Below are 20,248 nucleotides of genomic sequence, written 5' to 3' on the forward strand. Positions count from 1 at the left end.
GACATTATGCTGCTGCTTCCGTGAAGTGAAGTGTGCAAGCACCGAATACTGAACCTAAAAAAGCCCCTTAACGGCATTTCGTTAAGGGGCTTTATTCTTTGTGTAAGTTAAAAGCTACGTTAGGGCTAATTACCTTTTAGCTTCAGGGGCTATTTTCCCCTTAGGGCAACTTCTCGTTAAAGCTCGTTTCCTTGAGGGCCATCTTCTTCTGGCTCATCTGTCGAAGTGTTATCTTCAACATCCGTTTCTTCATACTCCAGCATGGCTTCGAACTCAGCAAAATCATCAAGCTGCTCTTCATCTAATGCCTTATCACCACTTTTGCCATCGGTAACTTTAAATGCGAGGTTTTCGAAGTACGCATTTTTTACAAATGCATAGTCATCGACTGACTGTTCAAGTTGTTGCTCTTGGTCAATTAATGAAGCTCGCCCTTCCAACAACGAAACCAAATAACGTGCAATAGCAAACTGCCCATCGATAATCGCCATAGGATATACCATGCCGTCTACAACGTTACCGGAAAAACTGCGTGGGTCATTTGGGCCAAGCGCGGGTAACATTAAGAATGGCCCCGTTCCTACACCCCATGTTCCCATGGTTTCACCAAACTCTTCTTCTTTTTTAGTTATACCTATATGGTTAGCAACATCAATAGTACCGAATAGGCCAACGGTCGAATTAAGCACAAAACGAGCAAGGCTATCTAAACCGTCGTCTACCTTGCCTTGAAACATATTATTCATAAAGTTTGCTGGTTCTTGAAGGTTTTCTGCAGCATTAAACAATCCAACACGTGCAAAATGAGGCATAACCGTGACATACCCTACTGTAATGGGTCGCAGTAAATAGGCATCTAATACTTCCCAGTTGAAATCCCACATCACGCGGTTCACAGGCTCTAGGGGATCTCTAGGATCACTGGTATCTTGAACGGATGTACTATTTTGTTCAACTTGTTGAGACACTTGCTGACTTGCGCACCCGCCTAACAAACTCGCTAATAAAAGCGCACTTACCGAGACCCATTTTGAAAATTTAATCACAATAATTCCTTCTCTATCATCACGTTGATGTCTTTCACGTTTTGAGGTGCCACCTCGGTAACTTGACTACCTTCCCATTCCCCAGGCGATACAGATACATCGCCATCAGCAGATACTCGAGCGGTAAGCGTAACTTTGCTGAGTGAGTCTAATGTGTATTGCGGCATCATTGCATTATCCGTATCTAATGCAATAGTGACAGGAAAATCTTGTAACGGGATCTTAACCACGGCCGCCGGCATTCTGTTTTCTGAGTTAGCATCTTGCGCAAACACAATAAGAAAGCCGGATTGCGGTAACGCTGAACGGGCTTCATCAGATACATTAACGGTAATATTAAAACCTGTTTTCGTACTAGTCGTCTTTTCAATCGCGGGCGCTTGCGTACCAGATGATTCATCTATGGGACTATTATCTAGTACAAGCACTTGCCCGTCTTGCGCTTGAAGTTCTTGCTCTCGCATGGCAAGTCGCTGACCAATATCGTTACCCGCAGGTAGCTTATCTTTAACTTGCCCGTAATAACGGGTTAGGTTTTCTAAATCGCCTAGCTGCGCAGAAACCACCGCCATCATTAGCGCTAAATTATCATTTTCTGGCGTACTGCGTAATAACCCCTTAAGCACACCTTGTGCGCGATTGAGGTTATTCACATCACCCGTAGTCATCAAAGCTTGGGCTAGCGTAATTTGGTGAGACGTATTTCCAGGTTTTAGCGCAACGGCCTTATCTATGGCTTCAATGGCCTGCACTTCTTGGCCTAGGCTTAACATAAGCCGCCCCAAATATAGCCAGCCCGTATCATCTTCAGGGGCTTCTCGTAGGCGTTGACGAATGGCCAATGCCAAATTAGCCACGTCTTCGGGCCCTAAATCACTTCCATTGCCACTGGCTAATTGTGCGCTTAACTCTGGTAACGCTGCAATAGCATCAGAGGCACGCTGCACTTGGCTAAATTGATTCACCGAAGCGTATACCACTACACCCGCAACGACGGCGACTAGACCACCAATAAGTAAAGGAAGACCTGCCGTGCCAGTACGTGTTGATTCAAAACTACTTTCATCAACCAATGCGACTTTTAGTTCATCAACAGCCACTCGCATATCGTGCTCGGTGATTAAGCCTTCTTGCACTTCTCTTTCAAGCTCTTGCAATCGCTGCTTTACAATTTGCGTGTTGCTTAGGTTATCCGCTTTAGCGTGATTTTTTCTACGAAGCCAAGGGAATGCCAACAGCATAAGTACTAAGGTAATTAACCCTGAAACAACAATATAAAACTCAGTCCAACTCATTCTTTTTCCTGCTCAAGCAATGCATCTGCCTTAGCCAGTTTGGCTTTGATATCCTGCGGAGCTGTCGAAGACTTCCGGCGTACTACAAAAAAAATCGCGAAAACGACAAACAACACAGGTGCAGCCCACAGCCACATGGTGGCAATGGTTACCGGTGGTTGGTAATGCACAAAATCCCCGTAACGGGCTTTCATAAAATCAATAACTTCCTGCTCAGACTTGCCTTCTTTCAACAACGCATAAACTTTACGGCGCATATCGTGGGCAATCATGGCATCACTGTCGGCAATATTCTGGTTCTGGCACATAGGGCAACGTAGTTCGGCGGTTAAACTCAAAAACTGAGCACGTTGCGCAGGCGTATCAAACGCAAAGTTATCTTCAGCGCTACAAGCAGAAAAAGCGATAAATAAAGTGATAACGAATAGTAAACGTTTCATTCGCCGACTCTCTTAGTGCTTTCTGCTTCCTTTTTACCATCGGCCTCGGCCACTAACTGTTGATAAAGCGGCCCCACTTTGTTTTGCCATACACGTTCGTTGATATCACCAATATGATGCATGCGAATAACCCCGTTAGCATCCAGTACAAAGTGTTCTGGGGCGCCAGTAACCCCTAAATCTAGAGACGTATCGCGATATACATCAAAAATATTAAATGCATAAGGGTTACCGTAACGCCTTAGCATACTAGTAACTTCTTGTTGCACTCGGGTGAGTGTTTTTGTCCCAAAGTCAGGGTCAAGATCTTGGTCAAAGTACAAACCTACAAACTTTACTCCTAGCTCATTTTTAAGCTGGGTTAAATACGGCATTTCTACCGCACAGGTTACGCACCACACTCCCCATACATTCACAATAGTCACCTCACCTTTCAGTGAATCTGGGGTGTAGGTGGTATCGGGTTGCATTAAATCGGGTAATGTAAATTCGGGCAGTGGCTTGCCTTTAACTTGTGAATCTAGCTCTCGTGGGTCTGAAAACAACCCTTGGAACAAGAAAATCACCAGCATAGAGAACAGCACCAATGGAATGACAACTAAAGGCGCCTTTTTCATTGTGTGACCTCCTGACTGCCGGCATCACTTGTATTTTTCTTATCCGCTTCAAGGGGGTGTGCCTTTCCTGTCATGCGGTTAATAGCTTTCGCCACTTTTTTCACTTTGGTCATGCGATAGCGTTTATCGCTGATCGAGAATATACCGCCAATCGCCATGACAACCGCGCCCGCCCATAACCATGCTACAAACGGTTTTATGTAAATACGAACTGCCCAAGCGCCATCATCAAGGGGCTCGCCCATGGCAATAAATAAATCCCGCGATACCGTAGAATGAATTGCTGCTTCTGTCATTGGCATACGCTGAACTGTATACATACGCTTTTCTGGTTCTAAATGTACAACAAATTCATCCGCCTTGTTCACATCAAATACACCCACATCAGCGGTGTAATTAGGGCCTTGGAATGGCTTAACATCGGTAAAAGTAAAAGCATAACCGCCAAGCTCTACAGTTTCTCCCACTTCCATTCGCACATCCCGCTCTAACTCATAGTTAGACACTAAAGTAATGCCGATAATACTGATGGCAAACCCGATATGGCCTAATACCATGCCCCAATGACTTGGCGTAAGCTTGCGTAGTTTTGTAAATGTACTGGTATTACTTGGGTTAGCGTTAACGCGCTGAAACACTTCTTGCACGGTAGTAACCAAAATCCAAAACACGAGTATCATGCCCAGTACACCCATATACTGTGCCGTGTCGTAACTAAAATTGACCAAAAGCGCTGCACTTATTGCAATTCCACCAGCGACAAGCAACTGATTTTTGAGTGCACCTGCAGTCTGGTGTTTCCAGCGAGTTAAAGGGCCAAGGCCTAAGAACAACACAAACGGCACAATCAACAGGGTAAACATTTGATTAAAAAATGGCGCCCCCACTGAAATACTGCCTAGCCCTAGTTCTTTATGAACCAGTGGCAATAAGGTACCAAGTAACACCACTAACGTAGCGGCACACAAAAATACATTATTACCCATGAGCAATACTTCACGAGAAAACGCTTGGTATCGACCGGGGCTCTTTAAAGCCGAAGCGCGCATGGCATATAGTAACAAGCCAAAGCCACTCAACACGATAAGAATACCGAGTATAAATAGACCACGGGTTGGGTCGCTTGCGAAAGAGTGAACGGAAACAATCACTCCTGAGCGAACTAAGAAGGTTCCCAACAAGCTTAACGAAAACGCAGCAATAGCGAGTAATACCGTCCACGACTTAAAGGCTTTTCGTTTTTCCGTTACCGCCAAAGAGTGCATCAAGGCGGTTCCCACCAACCAAGGCATAAAGGATGCGTTTTCTACGGGATCCCAGAACCACCAGCCCCCCCAGCCAAGTTCGTAGTAAGCCCACCAGCTACCAAGGGCGATACCCACAGTAAGAAACGCCCAGGCAGCAATAACCCACGGACGAGCCCAACGCGCCCATGTGGAATCGAGTTGACCTGAAATCAATGCAGAAATAGCAAAAGCGAACGCCACTGAGAAGCCTACATACCCCATGTATAACATTGGTGGGTGAATGATCATGCCAAAATCTTGCAGAAGCGGGTTTAAATCTCGGCCATCGACAGGGAAAAACGGCAACATACTATTGAAGGGATTTGAGGTAAGCAGCATAAACAAATAAAAGCCAATACCAACCATACCTAGCACCGATAGCACCCTTGCAACCATTGTAAGAGGAATACCTCGGCTAAATATGGCGACTGCTACCGTCCAAATTGACAGCATTAAAACCCACAGCAAAAACGAACCTTCGTGGCCGCCCCAAACTGCAGTAATTTTATAGACAAGTGGAAGCTGGCTGTTGGAATGCTGCGCCACATACTCAACACTGAAATCATCGGTAACAAAGGCATAGGTTAAGCACAAATACGCGATTAGGGTAAAAACAAACAATCCAATCGCCAAGGGCTTTGCGGTAGCCATTAGCGTGTCGTGTTGACGATGAGCCCCCCAAAGCGGGTAAACTGCAAGCAAAATAGATAATACTAGGGCGAGTGTTAATGCAATGTTCCCAATCTCAGGCACCATGGTTACTGGCCTCCTGGTTTAGACTTTAAACTTGGCTTTGAACTTGGCTCTGATACCGTCATTGATGCTGTTTCTGACGCTACTTCTGGACTTGCTTCATACTGATAAGAAGATGAAGCATCGGTGACGGGCATATTGGCAGGTTTTTCATGCTTAATGCCCTTCATTTTTTCTGCCAGCTCTGGTGGCATGTATTCTTCATCATGCTTAGCAAGAACTTCTTGCGCAGTAATTTCTGTTGCCGAAGTAAGCACACCGGTAGCCACGATCCCTTGGCCTTCACGAAACAAGTCAGGCAGTATCCCCGTGTAGGTCACCGTAACGGTGGGCCCCGTATCTATTAAATCAAAGGACACCGCTAGGCTTTTGCTGTCTCGGCTCACACTACCCGGTACGACCATACCGCCAATACGAAGACGTTGACCAACATGTGGCATTTGCCCTTGCTTACCTTCAATAATTTCACTTGGTGTATAAAATAAATCGATACTGTCGTTTAATGCATAAAGCATTAAACCAATTGCGCTGGCGATTAACAGCCCAACAATGCTCACTACCGCCAAACGCTGCTTTCTTCTAGGGTTCATGCCACTATCTCACTTTAAAAACTACTGACTACAACTTACTGTGCTGATGAAGCGTGTGATTTTTCTCTCGCTTCTTTAATTCGCACCTGACGCTGTTGTTCTTTTAAAACCGACTTCAGTAACCCTTTATGTTGCCGAAAGCTTAATACTACTAGCAGTATCATTGCTCCAAAGGTCACACCAAAAGATAACCAAACGTAGAAGGCATAGCCTCCCATGTCTAAAAATGCTGAGAATGAATCAAACTGCATTAGCTATTCTCACTTGTTGCGTGCGCTAACTTTTGCACCCAAGGGCGATGCATCTCACGGCGCACAATTTCGCTGCGTAGCCTTACCGTAGTCACTGCCCCAATAAAAAATGCAAAACCTAATAAACTAATTAATAACGGCCACAACATTTCAGGCGCAATAGAAGGCTGATCGAATTTGCTGATGGTGGCCCCTTGATGCAAGGTATTCCACCATTCTACGGAGTAATGAATAATAGGAATATTTACTACGCCGACTAAAGCCATCACCCCTGCTGCTTTACCCGCCTGTTGTTTATCTTCAAAGGCACCATAAAGCGCAATAACCCCGATATACAAAAACAACAAAATAAGTTCTGAGGTTAGGCGTGCATCCCATACCCACCACGCGCCCCACATAGGTTTACCCCAGGCTGCACCGGTAAATAACGCAATAAAAGTCATGACGGCACCCACTGGCGCCATGGCTATCATGCTCATATAGGCCGTTCGCCATTGCCATACCATTCCTACCAAGGCCGCAATCGCCATAGCCACATAGGTGCCCATAGACAACATTGCGCTAGGCACATGAATGTAGATAATGCGAAACGAATCACCTTGTTGATAATCTTGTGGTGCAAAGGCTAGCCCCCACACTGTGCCTACGGCCAAGCATAACAATGTACCAAGCCACAACCAAGGCTGCAAAGTTAGGCACAATTGGTAAGCATTTTCTGTTTTAGCGTAAGGATGTAACCACTTCCACATCAGTTTTGACTCACTTTCAAAGAATAAGCTATGGCAAACGGCGCAGCGGCAGCAGCCAGTAACAGCATGGCGCCAATAATAGCAAGTTGAGGATGATAAGGTAATTGCAGTGCGGCAGAATCTACAGCAGACGTGGCAAAAATCAGTAACGGAATAAAAACGGGGATTAAAAGCAATGCTAAAAGCAGTCCGCCCCGTGCTAGCCCCACCGTTAATCCCACTGCAATAGCACCAATTAGCGACAGCAAAGGTGTGCCAATTAGCAAAGTAAGCATTAATGCTATAAACATATCCGTGCTTAGGTTTAAAAACATCGCAAGCAACGGCGACAGAATCAATAAGGGCACAAAACTCACCAGCCAATGTGCCAGTACTTTAACCGTCGCAACGGCCGGGAATGACATGCCACTTAAGGTATATTGTTCTAAAGAACCATCAATAAAATCATCACGAAAAAGCCGTTCCATCCCTAACAAGGATGACAATATAGCCGCAATCCAAATAACGCCTGGGCCAATACGTTGCAGTGTTTCTGGAGAAGGGCTCACGCCCAAGGGGAATAGGGTAACCACCATCAATAAAAACATGAGGGGTTGAACCAACTCAGCTTTTTGCTGAAACGCAATCTGCATATCTCGTTTGAAGATACCGAGTAGTAAGGGATTCAAAACCGGTACTCCAAATCAACACAGCGGTGCGTACCCGCTTCAGGAGACAGCGCTTGGTGGGAAGTAGTAATAATCATGCCGCCGTCTGCCACATGCTGTTTCATTTTACGCTCAAGTAATATTACACCTGCGCTATCAAGTGCGGTGAAAGGTTCATCTAATACCCATACCGTTGCACTCTTGAGCCACAGCCGACTCAGTGCAACACGACGTTGTTGTCCAGCGGATAAGAATCTGACAGGCACATCTTCAAGGCCAACTAACCCTAAGCGTTCAAGCACTTGATAAATGCTTTCGATATCGGATGTTTGGGTAACATCCTTATTTTGAATACCGTGTTGCGCTAACCAAAAGCGCAAATTATCAATGGCAGACAAAGCGCCATTTAATGCACTTTTGTGGCCTAAATAAATAAGAGTTTGATAATATAATGAAGGGTTGCTGCTGATGTTCGCGCCATTGAAAATCACGTCACCGTGCTCAGGCGAACTCAAGCCAGTAAGAATACGCAATAAGCTGGTTTTGCCCGCACCGTTAGGCCCACGCAAATATACTAATTCCCCTGCATTAAGATTTAACGAAAAGTCGTCAAACAAAACACGATCGCGTTTTATGCAAGTTAGTCCAGATGCACATAAACCGGACACGCACGCTCCTTTACTATTCACTGTTTAAAACCGGCGTAGTTTATCACAGTAAGTTTCTTTCGCAGTCGCGAATTATGATTAAATATGATTTACTTCAACAACAAACGCGATGATATGCCCCGCTTATTACCTATACTTTCCATTACGGATTAAACTCGTCGCTCACCTGGCCGATAAGCTCCATATGACATCACAGTTAAGCGCACTGCTTTCAAATATAACTCAAAGTACTTCAGGGTCGAAATCGTCGGCAGCATCAGTGCTGAATAATTTATCCCAAGCTGCGGCGCTCGATACCGCCGCAAAGGTAACTGTGGCGCGATTGCCTGAACAGATACTTGCTATTCAAACGCAAGGGCAACCGGCAACTCGGGTTTCACTGTTGAAAAGCGCAGATTTATTGCCGCCACAGCGCCCTCAATTAACCTCTTTCAGCCAAGGTGGAGTAACTCAAGCTGCCCTTATTAGCACTGAAACAGGCATGAGTACCAGTCAAGTTACCGCGATGCAGCTTAAAACCCTTTCACTTTCTCTTGCGACGATGCTGGCTTCTATGCCGACACCACAACAGAGCATGCGCGTTAGCGTGCAAGCAACGGTTACGCAATTAACGAGTAATCAACTGAGTCTAACGCTAGCAGATGGCCAGCCGTTAAATTTATCACTAAAGCCTGACGCCGCAGCGCAATTGAGCGCCGATATCAAAAACAATGGCAAGCTGGTTTCACTTTCACTTAATCAAGTGCCTGGTGATACTGGTAAATTGACTGTTTCAGTAACGTCAGCGAAACAAGCAAACTTAGCGAGTCAAGGTACTCAATCAGCAGCTTCCACGTTACAAGCCGCGCCTCTATCAGTGACCGACAGCAAAATTACGACTGTGCTCACCAATGCATTGCGTTCCCAAGGTATCGCCTTCGGGCATGGTAACCCTGTTAACGGGAATGTGCCTGATGCCATCGCTAAGCTACTCCCTAATATTCAATCACAAAATACTTTGCAGCAAGTATCTATGCTCAGCCTTAAGGGCAATACGTTAACATCGTATTCCGCTAAGGGCAATACGTTAACATCGTATTCCGCTGCCAGTCAGGCAGTATTGACGTTCCCCACATCCGATAGCGGTACTGTCATTCCAAGAGCTTCACAGCAGCTTGCCGCCAAACTTAGTGCTTCAGCTATACCTGTGGGAGCTATGGTTGAAAAAACGGCTGGAAATAGTTCCGCTTTGACTGAGACTACAGGAAAAACTTCGGCAAATGGTAGTGAAAATGTAGCTCAACGAGCAAAAACAGACAGTGCTAATCATGCTTCAAATTCGTCATCAATTACGTTGTCACCAGAATTCTCAACTGCGGTAGATAGCAAAGGTGCTTCGATACAAGGGACCGATGTTCACAAGGCTATTGTTACTTTATCTCGAGCATTACTTAGTCAGACGGGGTCCACTCAACAAGCGCTAACACAATTGACATCAATACTTAGCGGGACTGCAGAAGGCAGCGATAAAACCACTGCCGTATTAAGTCAAATAGCAAAGCAAATTACAGGCATAAACAGCAACGCATTGCCCAGTGCTAGACCATTAATAGCACCGCAGGTATCGAATGCAACTACCACACCTGCTTCACCTAACTCGAGCCAAGAGACTAACGCTTTTACAAATGACAATACTGTTGGTTTAAAAACGGGCGCTGGGGATGTTAATACAGGTAACGCGGATAACAGTTTACGAAAAGGCATTTCTCAGCTAATAGCTTTGCTCGGTGGCTCGGGGAACAGCATTCGCGGTAATGTTATACAGAGCAATACCTCTCAAGGTACAGGCTCTCAGGGTACTGCTACTCAAGGTACTGCCACTCAAGGTAAAGATACGCTAGGTAATCACACTGGGGCAGCTTCAAATACGCCCACTACAAACGATAAAACTGCAAATCAAGTTACTGGTTCACAGGATATAGAGAAAAATAATGTAGAGGCAAAAACCTCAACGCCAAACAACCAACAGAGCATGCAGGCGACTCAAAATAATACCGATTCATCTATAGCGTCGCGCATTTATGGTTTACTTAACGCTCCCGCTATCGCGGTAACGCCGTTATCATTGACGTCCCCCATTGCCGCCTCTAATTTTGTACAAGGTTTAGTGGCATTGTTACAACTGTCTTTAGCGGGTAGAGCACTATCGAGACAGCCATCTCTCAAAGTACAAATTGATTCACCTGATAGCATTATAAGTAAAACAATAACGAATACCTCTGGTTCTGCCCCCTCTAGCCGCGTTGCGCAAGATGTTGCCAATCTTGATAGTCGCACAAACTTACTGGCTAATTTAAAAACCTTATTAGCGAACCATCAACACAGCAAAGTGGCTCAAGCCGAAAACCGGGTTCAGGGGCAAGATAGTTTTTTCTATGCATTACCTTCTGTATCTCAACATTACGCACCGGCTGAACTTTTAGTGCAAAGAGAGCCAGATCGACAACACGGAAAAGAAGACAAAGATGGCGAGAAACGTTTATGGAATGTCACAATGAAGCTAGATATCGGTGATGCGGGCCAACTCCTCGCTAAATCCAAGATAGACACCGATACCATTACCATCGACCTCTATACTTCCAACGAAACCGTACTGACTCGTGTTGCTGATACCTTGCCGTATTTAGAACGACGATTGGCTGATTTAGGGCTGAATGTCGAGAAAATGAGTTTTCAGCGGGGTCATATTCCTGACACACTAAATAAACGCCCACATCAAATTTTTGAGACACGAGTATGAGTGAGAAAGCAAAGCGTGCGATTGGGCTTAAGTATGATGGTGGCGATAAAAAAACAGCCCCAAAAGTTGTCGCAAAAGGCTACGGAGATCTTGCAGAAGCGATTATCGCCATGGCTGAAGAGTCTGGCATTCTTATTCATGAAGACCCCTATCTTAGCGAAGTGCTTAGCACCTTAGATTTAGGGCAAGATATACCCGAATCGTTGTATTTTGTTATCGCCGAACTGCTAGCATATTCCTATGTACTACAAGGAAAAATACCGCCTGGCTGGGAAGGTGTGGTTAAGCATATAAATTATGAGGTATAAAAAGCGACTTTGAAATTATCAAAGTCGCTGCTTTTCATCTTAAGTTATGTTGGGTTGATTTACCCTACTATCTAAATAGTACTTTCTCTTTATTAAACCAGTACACACAAAATGCAATGAGTGCGGCGGCGATGGCGACTGTAGAAGTAAATATGCCGAACAAGGCAAAATAATCCATAGTGCCTTTGAATAACTCTTTCATCGCTAATGCTACATTGGTGAGTGGCACCCAAATCCAACCACCTTCTAATTTAACACCCGGCATCATTGCAATTAACACAGGGAAAACTACTACCATAACAAGTGCCCCCATATAACTTTGGGCTTCTTTAAATGATCGAGCATAAATAGAAAGAGACAATAAGACCGCGGCAAATATTGCCACTACCGGAATTAGCATTAAAAAGATAAGCACAAAATCAATGATGCCAATCATCGCCATCACCTCTGCTACAAATTCAATTGCCAACCCTTGAGACAAAACTATGCCCCATATGGCCATGGAAGATACGGTGATAAGTGCTGTAATTAGACCCGCGACACCGATGGTAAAGAATTTTCCCAAAACCAGTTTATAACGCTCCATCGGCGATATTAATAGTGTCTCTAGCGTACCCCGCTCTTTTTCACCCGCACCTAAGTCTGATGCTGGTGCCATAGCACCTTGTAGGCATAAAATGAAAATGAAATAAGGTAATAACCCGCCCAAGCGTTCACCCCATACTTCACGATCATCCGCTATGTTTTCTTTTTCAATGACAATAGGCGCGAGTAACGCTTGCTGCTGTGACTCATTCAGTCCTAAATTAGCAAAGGCCGTTTTTTGAAATTCATCAGTGTAAACATCGACAATTTCAGACACTCTTCCTAACACTTTATTTAAGCCTGCGTCATTTAAATACAATTGCAGCTTATGCTGACCAGAAGTGAGCACCTCGTTGTTAAAGGTTTCTGGGATAACTAAAACGAAGTCTAGTGTTTCATCTTTAATGAGCTTGGCATAGTCAGCTTCACCTTGGATATCCACCATCGTAAATTTGTCAGTTTCATTAGCGAATTGTTGCGACATGTCTGGCGCATATTGCTCGCCCACAATGGCATATTTCAATACAACGTTTTCGGCCTTTTCAGCGGCGGAATTCATGAAAAACATGGCGACACCGAAAATTAATGGGAAAAGCAGTAAAGGCAACACAATCATAAAAATAATAGTTTTACGGTCGCGCAATAACTCTTTGAATTCTTTTTTAAAAATTAACCACATTGCCCCACCTCCGCTGTATTCATTTTTAAAGTGTGCAAAAAGCTTTTATGCATTTGTCCGTCAGATAGCGCACTAAAAGCAGCAAGGGAATCATTAAATACACTTTCGCCTTGATTAATCACCGTTACACGGTCGCAAAGCATTTGAACTTCATCCAAATGATGGGTAGAAAAGATAACTGGCGTTCCTTTATCTTTAAGGCGCTGAATAAAGTCCATCACTGTTGAGGTGGCCATAATATCTAAGCCTGTAGTAGGCTCATCAAGCACAACTAAGGAAGGTTCATGAATAACAGCGCGGGCAATGGCTGTTTTTTGTTTCATACCAGATGAGAAGTTTTCTGCCCGTCTGTCTAAAAAGCTCTGCATGTCGAGTAAGTCAGCCATTTCTTCAATACGTGCAGAAATTATCGCTTTAGTAATGCCGTGTAATTCGCCAAAATAAGCAATATTTTCTCGCCCAGTCAGCCTGCCATATAAACCAGTTGAGCTAGACAGAAAACCTATTTTTTTACGCGCAATTATTGGGTTGGCTAGCACGTCTTCACCATCAATTACCACGGTGCCGCTATCTGGCTTAAGTGCGGTTGAAAGCATGCGTAATGTAGTGGTTTTTCCTGCTCCGTTAGGGCCAAGCAAACCAAGCACTTCTCCTTGACCACATGAAAACGATACATCTTTCACTGATTGAAAGTAGCGCCCTTTTAATCGTGGATCCTTTTTCTCTTGCTCACTTAGCTTTTTGGGGTTCTCCACCTCAAAGCGTTTAGCAAGACTAGATATATCAATCATTATCCCTTCCCTTTTTTTATTATTTAAATCGAATGCTTACAGTACTAGTCTTTGCCTTTCTATTTTTATTACAGCTTTACTGTTTTTTTATTTTAATTCAATCCAAGATATAGAATTAAAGTGTTAAAAAGTATGTTTTTTGAACACAAAAAAGCCCACCATTTGGTGGGCTTTTAAATAACACAAATGCGCTATTTTATAGTCAGTTTAGTAGCTACTGCTGATCATCTTCTGCAGCAGGTGCTTCTTCTACTTTCACTGTCTTAGGTAAAAGTAGCTCAGCGCGAATTTGTTTTTCAATCTCATCGGCAATAGCTGGGTTTTCTTTTAGGAACTTCATTACGTTCGCTTTACCCTGACCGATACGATCACCTTTGTAGCTGTACCAAGCACCGGCCTTATCAACCAATTTCTGCTTAACACCTAAGTCGATAAGCTCAGCTTCTTTACTTATACCTTCGCCGTAGCGAATCATGAATTCAGCTTGCTTAAATGGCGGTGCTACTTTGTTTTTCACTACTTTAACGCGAGTTTCGTTACCTACTACCTCATCGCCTTCTTTGACCGCACCGATACGGCGGATATCTAAACGTACTGAAGAGTAGAACTTAAGTGCGTTACCACCGGTTGTTGTTTCTGGGCTACCGAACATTACACCAATTTTCATACGAATTTGGTTAATGAAGATACACAAGGTATTTGAACGCTTGATATTACCGGTAAGTTTACGCAATGCTTGCGACATTAATCGCGCTTGCAAACCAACGTGTGAGTCACCCATGTCGCCTTCAATTTCCGCTTTTGGCGTAAGGGCAGCAACCGAGTCAACAATAACGACATCAACACCGCCAGAACGAACCAGCATGTCACAAATTTCAAGCGCTTGTTCACCCGTATCAGGCTGAGAAACTAAAAGCTCATCGATGTTTACACCTAGCTTCGACGCGTAAATTGGATCAAGTGCGTGCTCAGCATCTACGAAGGCACAGGTTTTACCATTCTTTTGAGCCTCTGCAATTACCTGCAAGGTAAGTGTCGTTTTACCCGAGGCTTCAGGTCCGTAAATTTCTACCACACGACCACATGGCAAACCGCCTATGCCCAAAGCGATATCAATGGTGAGTGAACCAGTAGAGATAGCCTCAATGTCCATCGCTTGGTTGTCGCCTAAACGCATAATAGCGCCTTTACCGAACTGCTTTTCAATTTGCCCAAGTGCGGCACTTAAAGCTTTAGATCTATTACTGTCCACGTCAATATCCTCTAGGATTAGCGGTTAAATTCTTTAGTTGGTGATGTCTTTGTTGAAGCTGCCTTTGCTATTTATACTAGCTATCTTTACTAACAGTATTATTCATCTATACAGCTAGCATTCATTGCATCAACATTTGCTTACCGACACCTTACCAAGTGTTGCGTGCATTCTATACTGTACAAGCATACAGTTTCAACCTGAGTTTTCATTTTATTTTGCTTAATGGGTTCTTATTGGCAGCATCTTAGATGACCGTCTGTTCAATCAGCCAACATCGCCAATAGATGGGTAATCGCAAATTCTATTGCATGCAGACGAACAGTCTCTCGGTCTCCAGCAAAAACCTGCTTAATCGTTTCTGACTTAGCACCACAGATAAACCCAAACCAAACAGTACCCACAGGCTTTTCTTCGCTGCCGCCACCTGGGCCTGCAATACCGCTTACGGTTACCACGACATTCGCGTCGCTCTTGTGCTTAACGCCCGCCGCCATCTCTTCAACGGTCTGCATTGACACCGCGCCATGTGCATTTAGAGTTTCTGGCTTTACAGCTAATTCACGTATTTTTGCGTCGTTTGAATACGTCACCCAACTTTGATTAAACCAATCCGAACTGCCAGCAATACTGGTAAAGGCGAACGCAACGCCGCCCCCGGTGCAAGACTCTGCGCTTGAAACCGTCCAGCCTTTACGGCGAAGCGCATTACCCAGCGCCGTCACCATCTCTGTTATATTGTCAGATACCATGAATGTCCTTTATCGCTATCAGCGCTATTATCAGCTTCGGCCGTTAAAGCATTAATTTGAAGCATTAGGCTGTGCCGATGTACTTATTGGTGAGAGCTATCATTTAACTAATGAGTTCAGGAAATGGTTGAAAATTCCATACTCGTATCAATAATACACAGCAAATACGAAAAGTGATTATTTTAGCACTCCTGCTCTTTTAATCACTCTTCTGTTAATAATTCTTCTGTTAATATAACAAATTGAGTTATCGCAAGTAGCAGCAATAAAAAGCACGAGGCATTTTTTGGAATCACACACTCCTATGATGCGCCAGTATTTAACGATAAAGGCGCAGCACCCTAACATTCTTATGTTTTACCGTATGGGCGACTTTTACGAGTTGTTTTTCGATGATGCCAAGAAAGCCGCAGAACTGCTTGATATATCATTAACCGCACGGGGCAAATCCGGTGGCGATCCTATTCCTATGGCTGGCGTTCCTTACCACGCGGTTGAAAGCTATTTAGCCCGGTTGGTGAAAATGGGCGAGTCAGTGGCGATTTGCGAACAAGTTGGCGACCCAGCTACAAGCAAAGGCCCAGTTGAGCGCCAAGTTCAGCGCATTGTTACCCCAGGTACGGTTACCGATGAAGCCTTATTAGAAGAACGCCGCGATAATGTACTAGCGGCAGTTTGCGGTCACAGTATGCATTACGGCGTGGCTACATTAGATGTCACCAGTGGCCGGTTTGTAGTAGTCGAGTGCGACACCGACGATGCCTTGTTAGGTGAACTACAACGAATTAATCCTGCTGAACTACTCTATCCTGAAGGCTTTGAAAGCTTACCCTTGATTGAACAGCGTAAAGGCTTGCGTCGGCGGCCCGAGTGGGAATTCGATATCGATACCGCCACCGAACAATTAACCGCTCAGTTTCAAACGAAAGAACTGGCGGGGTTTGGGGTATCAGATTTAACCAAAGGCATTGGCGCCGCCGGTTGTGTGCTTCAATATGTGAAAGATACCCAGCGTACAGCCCTTCCCCATATTCGCCGTATTCAAAAAGAACAGCAAGACAGCCGCGTACAATTAGATGCAGCTACCCGCAGAAATCTAGAGCTTACCCACAATTTAGCCGGCGGCATTGAAAATACCCTGTTTAGCGTGATGGATACGACCACTACCGCCATGGGTAGCCGGTTACTACAACGCTATATTCACTCGCCTATTACCGATCAACACGAATTACATAACCGTCAAGATGCCATTGAAGCACTTATCGACAATGAGCCAGATGCTATTCGCGGTCATTTAAAAACGATTGGCGATATTGAACGCATAATGGCACGTTTGGCATTACGTTCAGCAAGGCCCAGGGATTTCGCTAGACTTAAAAACGCGTTGAATACCCTGCCCGACCTTCAAGAAGCGTTGGGGGCGTATAACGTTGCACAGCTAAATGAATTAAAACAGGCCGTCAGTACTTACCCAGAGCTACAAGCTTTATTAAATAACGCGATTATCGATAACCCGCCTGTGGTTATTCGCGATGGCGGGGTTATTGCTGAAGGCTTTAATAGCGAATTAGATGAGCTTCGAAAATTGTCTCAAGGTGCTACTGATTATCTTGACGCCATGGAGCAACGCGAACGTGAACGCACAGGCATTTCAACCCTAAAAGTAGGCTACAACCGGGTTCATGGTTTCTTTATCGAGATTAGTCGTGCCAATAGCGACAAAGCGCCCGCCGAATATATTCGCAGGCAAACGCTTAAGAATACTGAACGCTTTATCACCCCAGAGCTTAAAGAGCACGAAGATAAAGTACTTACCAGTCAAGGTCGTGCGCTAGCCCTCGAAAAACAGCTTTATGAAGCACTTTTCGATGAAGTCGCGCCAAGCCTAAATGCGCTAATTGAAACGGCCGCAGCATTGGCCAAACTCGACGTATTATGCTGTTTTGCCGAGCGCGCGTTAAGTCTGGATTGGTATCGCCCAAGGTTAAGTATGGAAAGCGCGCTGACCTACGAAGAAGGTCGGCATCCTGTGGTGGAACAGGTTATGAAAGACCCGTTCATTGCTAACCCATTAACACTTAACGATAGCCAGCGCATGCTTATTATTACCGGCCCTAACATGGGCGGTAAATCAACCTACATGCGCCAAACCGCGTTAATTGCGCTGCTCGCGTATATTGGCAGCTATGTGCCCGCACAAAACGCCCATATTGGTAAAATTGATAGAATATTTACTCGTATTGGCGCTTCTGACGATTTAGCATCTGGTCGCTCAACCTTCATGGTAGAGATGACGGAAACCGCCAACATTCTGCACAATGCCACCGAGCATTCGTTAGTGTTAATGGATGAGATTGGCCGCGGTACCAGTACTTACGATGGCTTATCGCTCGCATGGGCGTGCGCCAGCTACCTCGCCCAAAAACTGAATGCTTACACCTTATTTGCAACTCACTATTTTGAGCTTACCGAGTTACCTGATTCCGAGAAAAGTGTAGTTAATGTTCATTTGGATGCGGTAGAGCACGACGACACCATCCGGTTTATGCATAGCGTACAAAATGGCGCGGCGAGTAAAAGCTTTGGTTTACAGGTTGCACAACTTGCAGGTGTACCTAAGCCGGTTATTAAAGCGGCGCAGCAAAAACTCGCTATTTTGGAAAACGCGCATCTTATTTCTGAAACTGAATCCAGTGCTGATATTAAAACTGATAAATCATCTAACATTGGGGATGAAACTGGCAAGCAGCACGATAGACGCGCCAACAAAAAAGCAGCGTCAACGGCGCATGGTTCCTTACAATCTCAGTCACAACTGTTGTTCCCAGATAAACCCCATCCGGTTGTAGAAGCGTTGGAAAATTTATCCCCAGATGAACTTTCACCACGCCAAGCACTAGACCTTATTTACACGCTCAAGCGTTTAAGTCAGTCATAAAAAACAGCGCTTGCGGCGAAAGCCACGCTCAAATAGGTAAAAGAAGCGATTGTGTGGGCAAACAGATTGTTTGCTCACACTAACTTGCGTATACTATTAACCCGTCCAAAGTATGGGTAGTTTAGTTCCTAAACTACACTCATATTTACCCAATACAACTCAACGTTCTAGGTTTCGCATGACAAATTATATTTTCGTCACCGGTGGTGTAGTTTCATCGCTAGGTAAAGGTATTGCCGCTGCGTCGTTAGCCGCAATTCTTGAAGCTCGCGGGCTCACCGTCACCATGTTAAAACTCGACCCGTATATTAATGTCGACCCAGGCACCATGAGCCCTATTCAACATGGCGAAGTATTTGTTACCGATGATGGCGCAGAAACCGATCTTGACCTTGGTCACTACGAGCGTTTCATTCGCACCCGTATGACCAAGCGTAACAACTTCACTACCGGACGGGTATACGAAGAAGTACTAAAACGTGAACGTCGAGGTGACTACTTAGGCGCCACTATTCAGGTTATTCCACACATTACCAACGAAATTAAGCGCCGTGTGGTTGAAGGCGCTGAAGGCCACGATGTGGCTATTGTTGAAATTGGTGGAACGGTAGGTGACATCGAATCACAACCTTTCTTAGAAGCAATTCGTCAACTAGGCACCGAACTAGGTCGAGAAAAAGCGATGTACATGCACTTAACCTTAGTGCCTTATATGCCAGCTTCAGGCGAAGTAAAAACGAAACCAACCCAGCACTCAGTGAAAGAGCTTCGTTCGATTGGTATTCAGCCAGACATTCTAGTGTGCCGCTCTGTAGGCGCATTACCATCGACTGAGCGTTCTAAAATTGCGTTGTTCACTAACGTAAACGACAAATCGGTCATATCGCTTAAAGACGTAGACAGCATCTACCGCATTCCAGCAGCACTTAAAGCGCAAGGAATGGATCAGCTTGTGGTAGACCGTTTTGGTTTAGACTGTAAAGAAGCCGACCTATCAGAATGGGAACAGGTACTTTATGCAGAGTCTAACCCTACTGCTGAAGTTAACATCGGTATGATTGGTAAATACGTTGAATTGCCGGATGCTTATAAGTCAGTTAACGAAGCCCTTAAACATGCTGGGTTGAAGAACCGTTTAACCGTAAATATCCACTATATCGACTCTCAAGACGTTGAAAGTAAAGGCGCGCAAATTTTAGAAAAACTAGATGCTATATTAGTGCCTGGTGGTTTTGGTGAGCGCGGTATCGAAGGCAAAATTGCCACTGCACGCTATGCCCGTGAAAACAAAGTGCCTTATTTAGGTATTTGTCTAGGTATGCAGGTAGCGCTTATTGAGTTTGCGCGTAATGTAGCGGGTATGGAAGATGCCAATAGTTCTGAATTTGATCCTGAGACACCGTATCCGGTTGTTGGTTTAATTACAGAATGGCTTGATGAAGCAGGTACCACAGAAATACGTAGTGAAAATTCAGACCTCGGCGGCACTATGCGCTTAGGCAGTCAGCTTTGCCACTTAATTGAGGGCACTAAGGTGCATGAAATGTATGGCAGTGCTGAAATTTACGAGCGCCACCGTCATCGTTACGAAGTTAACAACAACCTTCGTGAACAAATTGAAGCCGCAGGGTTAAAGGTAAGTGGTTTGTCCACTGATAAACGACTTGTAGAAGTTATCGAAATACCTGACCATCCTTGGTTTATCGCGGGTCAATTCCACCCTGAATTTACGTCAACCCCTCGTGATGGACACCCATTATTTAAAGGGTTTGTCGCTGCTGCTGGACAGTATCAAAAAGAGAATCATTAATTTCTAATAAGG

General features: G+C 44.7%; 18 protein-coding genes. 4 read left to right on the plus strand and 14 right to left on the minus strand.

What is annotated here, in order from left to right; translation table 11 throughout:
• Nucleotides 1-176: 176 nt before the first annotated feature.
• The 10 genes from C7Y69_RS05500 to ccmA are packed head-to-tail and all read right to left on the minus strand — an operon-like array spanning nt 177 to nt 8,342.
• Nucleotides 177-1,043, minus strand: coding sequence for a VacJ family lipoprotein (locus tag C7Y69_RS05500; RefSeq protein ID WP_260563428.1), 867 nt, complete (start codon nt 1,041-1,043; stop codon nt 177-179).
• Entirely contained in the window at nt 1,043-2,341 is a 1,299-nt protein-coding gene (gene ccmI / locus C7Y69_RS05505; RefSeq protein ID WP_013785227.1) for a c-type cytochrome biogenesis protein CcmI, read from the minus strand. Before ccmI ends, C7Y69_RS05500 begins: the two co-directional genes overlap by 1 nt.
• Nucleotides 2,338-2,781: a cytochrome c-type biogenesis protein CcmH gene (locus tag C7Y69_RS05510; RefSeq protein ID WP_126872041.1), complete on the minus strand. Its 444-nt coding sequence runs from the start codon at nt 2,779-2,781 to the stop codon at nt 2,338-2,340. Before C7Y69_RS05510 ends, ccmI begins: the two co-directional genes overlap by 4 nt.
• Nucleotides 2,778-3,398 carry a redoxin family protein gene (locus C7Y69_RS05515; protein WP_013785229.1) on the minus strand — a complete coding sequence of 207 codons (621 nt, stop codon included), beginning with the start codon at nt 3,396-3,398 and terminating at the stop codon, nt 2,778-2,780. The genes C7Y69_RS05510 and C7Y69_RS05515 overlap by 4 nt, the downstream gene beginning before the upstream one ends.
• Nucleotides 3,395-5,440, minus strand: coding sequence for a heme lyase CcmF/NrfE family subunit (locus tag C7Y69_RS05520; protein WP_126872042.1), 2,046 nt, complete (start codon nt 5,438-5,440; stop codon nt 3,395-3,397). Before C7Y69_RS05520 ends, C7Y69_RS05515 begins: the two co-directional genes overlap by 4 nt.
• Before the next feature lie 2 nt (nt 5,441-5,442).
• On the minus strand, nt 5,443-6,027 hold the full coding sequence (ccmE, locus tag C7Y69_RS05525; RefSeq protein ID WP_126872043.1) for a cytochrome c maturation protein CcmE: 585 nt from the start codon (nt 6,025-6,027) through the stop codon (nt 5,443-5,445).
• A gap of 35 nt (nt 6,028-6,062) precedes the next feature.
• Nucleotides 6,063-6,278 (minus strand): heme exporter protein CcmD, encoded by a 216-nt coding sequence (gene ccmD, locus C7Y69_RS05530; RefSeq protein ID WP_013785232.1) that lies wholly within the window; start codon nt 6,276-6,278, stop codon nt 6,063-6,065.
• The gene (locus C7Y69_RS05535) at nt 6,278-7,027 is read right to left on the minus strand and encodes a heme ABC transporter permease (protein WP_126872044.1); all 750 of its coding nucleotides are present in this window, start codon (nt 7,025-7,027) and stop codon (nt 6,278-6,280) included. Before C7Y69_RS05535 ends, ccmD begins: the two co-directional genes overlap by 1 nt.
• Nucleotides 7,027-7,695: a heme exporter protein CcmB gene (ccmB, locus tag C7Y69_RS05540; protein WP_126872045.1), complete on the minus strand. Its 669-nt coding sequence runs from the start codon at nt 7,693-7,695 to the stop codon at nt 7,027-7,029. Before ccmB ends, C7Y69_RS05535 begins: the two co-directional genes overlap by 1 nt.
• Nucleotides 7,692-8,342 (minus strand): cytochrome c biogenesis heme-transporting ATPase CcmA, encoded by a 651-nt coding sequence (gene ccmA, locus C7Y69_RS05545; protein WP_126872046.1) that lies wholly within the window; start codon nt 8,340-8,342, stop codon nt 7,692-7,694. The genes ccmB and ccmA overlap by 4 nt, the downstream gene beginning before the upstream one ends.
• A gap of 184 nt (nt 8,343-8,526) precedes the next feature.
• Here ccmA and C7Y69_RS05550 point away from each other — a divergent pair, with 184 nt between their 5' ends.
• Both C7Y69_RS05550 and C7Y69_RS05555 read left to right on the plus strand, forming a co-directional pair.
• Nucleotides 8,527-11,121 (plus strand): flagellar hook-length control protein FliK, encoded by a 2,595-nt coding sequence (locus C7Y69_RS05550; protein WP_185864141.1) that lies wholly within the window; start codon nt 8,527-8,529, stop codon nt 11,119-11,121.
• Nucleotides 11,118-11,429, plus strand: a complete 312-nt coding sequence (locus C7Y69_RS05555; protein ID WP_013785237.1) for an EscU/YscU/HrcU family type III secretion system export apparatus switch protein — start codon at nt 11,118-11,120, stop codon at nt 11,427-11,429. The genes C7Y69_RS05550 and C7Y69_RS05555 overlap by 4 nt, the downstream gene beginning before the upstream one ends.
• A 67-nt stretch (nt 11,430-11,496) precedes the next feature.
• Here C7Y69_RS05555 and C7Y69_RS05560 read toward each other — a convergent pair whose 3' ends face one another.
• The 4 genes from C7Y69_RS05560 to C7Y69_RS05575 all read right to left on the minus strand — a co-directional run bounded on the left by C7Y69_RS05560 (nt 11,497) and on the right by C7Y69_RS05575 (nt 15,488).
• Nucleotides 11,497-12,693 (minus strand): ABC transporter permease, encoded by a 1,197-nt coding sequence (locus C7Y69_RS05560; RefSeq protein ID WP_126872048.1) that lies wholly within the window; start codon nt 12,691-12,693, stop codon nt 11,497-11,499.
• Nucleotides 12,684-13,484 (minus strand): ABC transporter ATP-binding protein, encoded by an 801-nt coding sequence (locus C7Y69_RS05565; protein WP_126872049.1) that lies wholly within the window; start codon nt 13,482-13,484, stop codon nt 12,684-12,686. Before C7Y69_RS05565 ends, C7Y69_RS05560 begins: the two co-directional genes overlap by 10 nt.
• Before the next feature lie 214 nt (nt 13,485-13,698).
• Nucleotides 13,699-14,736, minus strand: a complete 1,038-nt coding sequence (gene recA / locus C7Y69_RS05570) for a recombinase RecA (protein ID WP_013785240.1) — start codon at nt 14,734-14,736, stop codon at nt 13,699-13,701.
• Nucleotides 14,737-14,999: 263 nt separating this feature from the next.
• Nucleotides 15,000-15,488 carry a CinA family protein gene (locus C7Y69_RS05575; protein WP_126872050.1) on the minus strand — a complete coding sequence of 163 codons (489 nt, stop codon included), beginning with the start codon at nt 15,486-15,488 and terminating at the stop codon, nt 15,000-15,002.
• Nucleotides 15,489-15,792: 304 nt separating this feature from the next.
• On the opposite strand from C7Y69_RS05575, the gene mutS reads away from it, so the two are divergent.
• Together mutS and C7Y69_RS05585 are read left to right on the plus strand one after the other, a co-directional pair.
• Nucleotides 15,793-18,426 carry a DNA mismatch repair protein MutS gene (gene mutS, locus C7Y69_RS05580; protein WP_126872085.1) on the plus strand — a complete coding sequence of 878 codons (2,634 nt, stop codon included), beginning with the start codon at nt 15,793-15,795 and terminating at the stop codon, nt 18,424-18,426.
• A gap of 178 nt (nt 18,427-18,604) precedes the next feature.
• The gene (locus C7Y69_RS05585) at nt 18,605-20,236 is read left to right on the plus strand and encodes a CTP synthase (RefSeq protein WP_126872051.1); all 1,632 of its coding nucleotides are present in this window, start codon (nt 18,605-18,607) and stop codon (nt 20,234-20,236) included.
• Nucleotides 20,237-20,248: the final 12 nt, after the last annotated feature.

The sequence above is a fragment of the Alteromonas sp. KS69 genome, from assembly GCF_003989595.1.
In the GTDB taxonomy this organism is placed as follows: Bacteria; Pseudomonadota; Gammaproteobacteria; order Enterobacterales; family Alteromonadaceae; genus Alteromonas; species Alteromonas naphthalenivorans.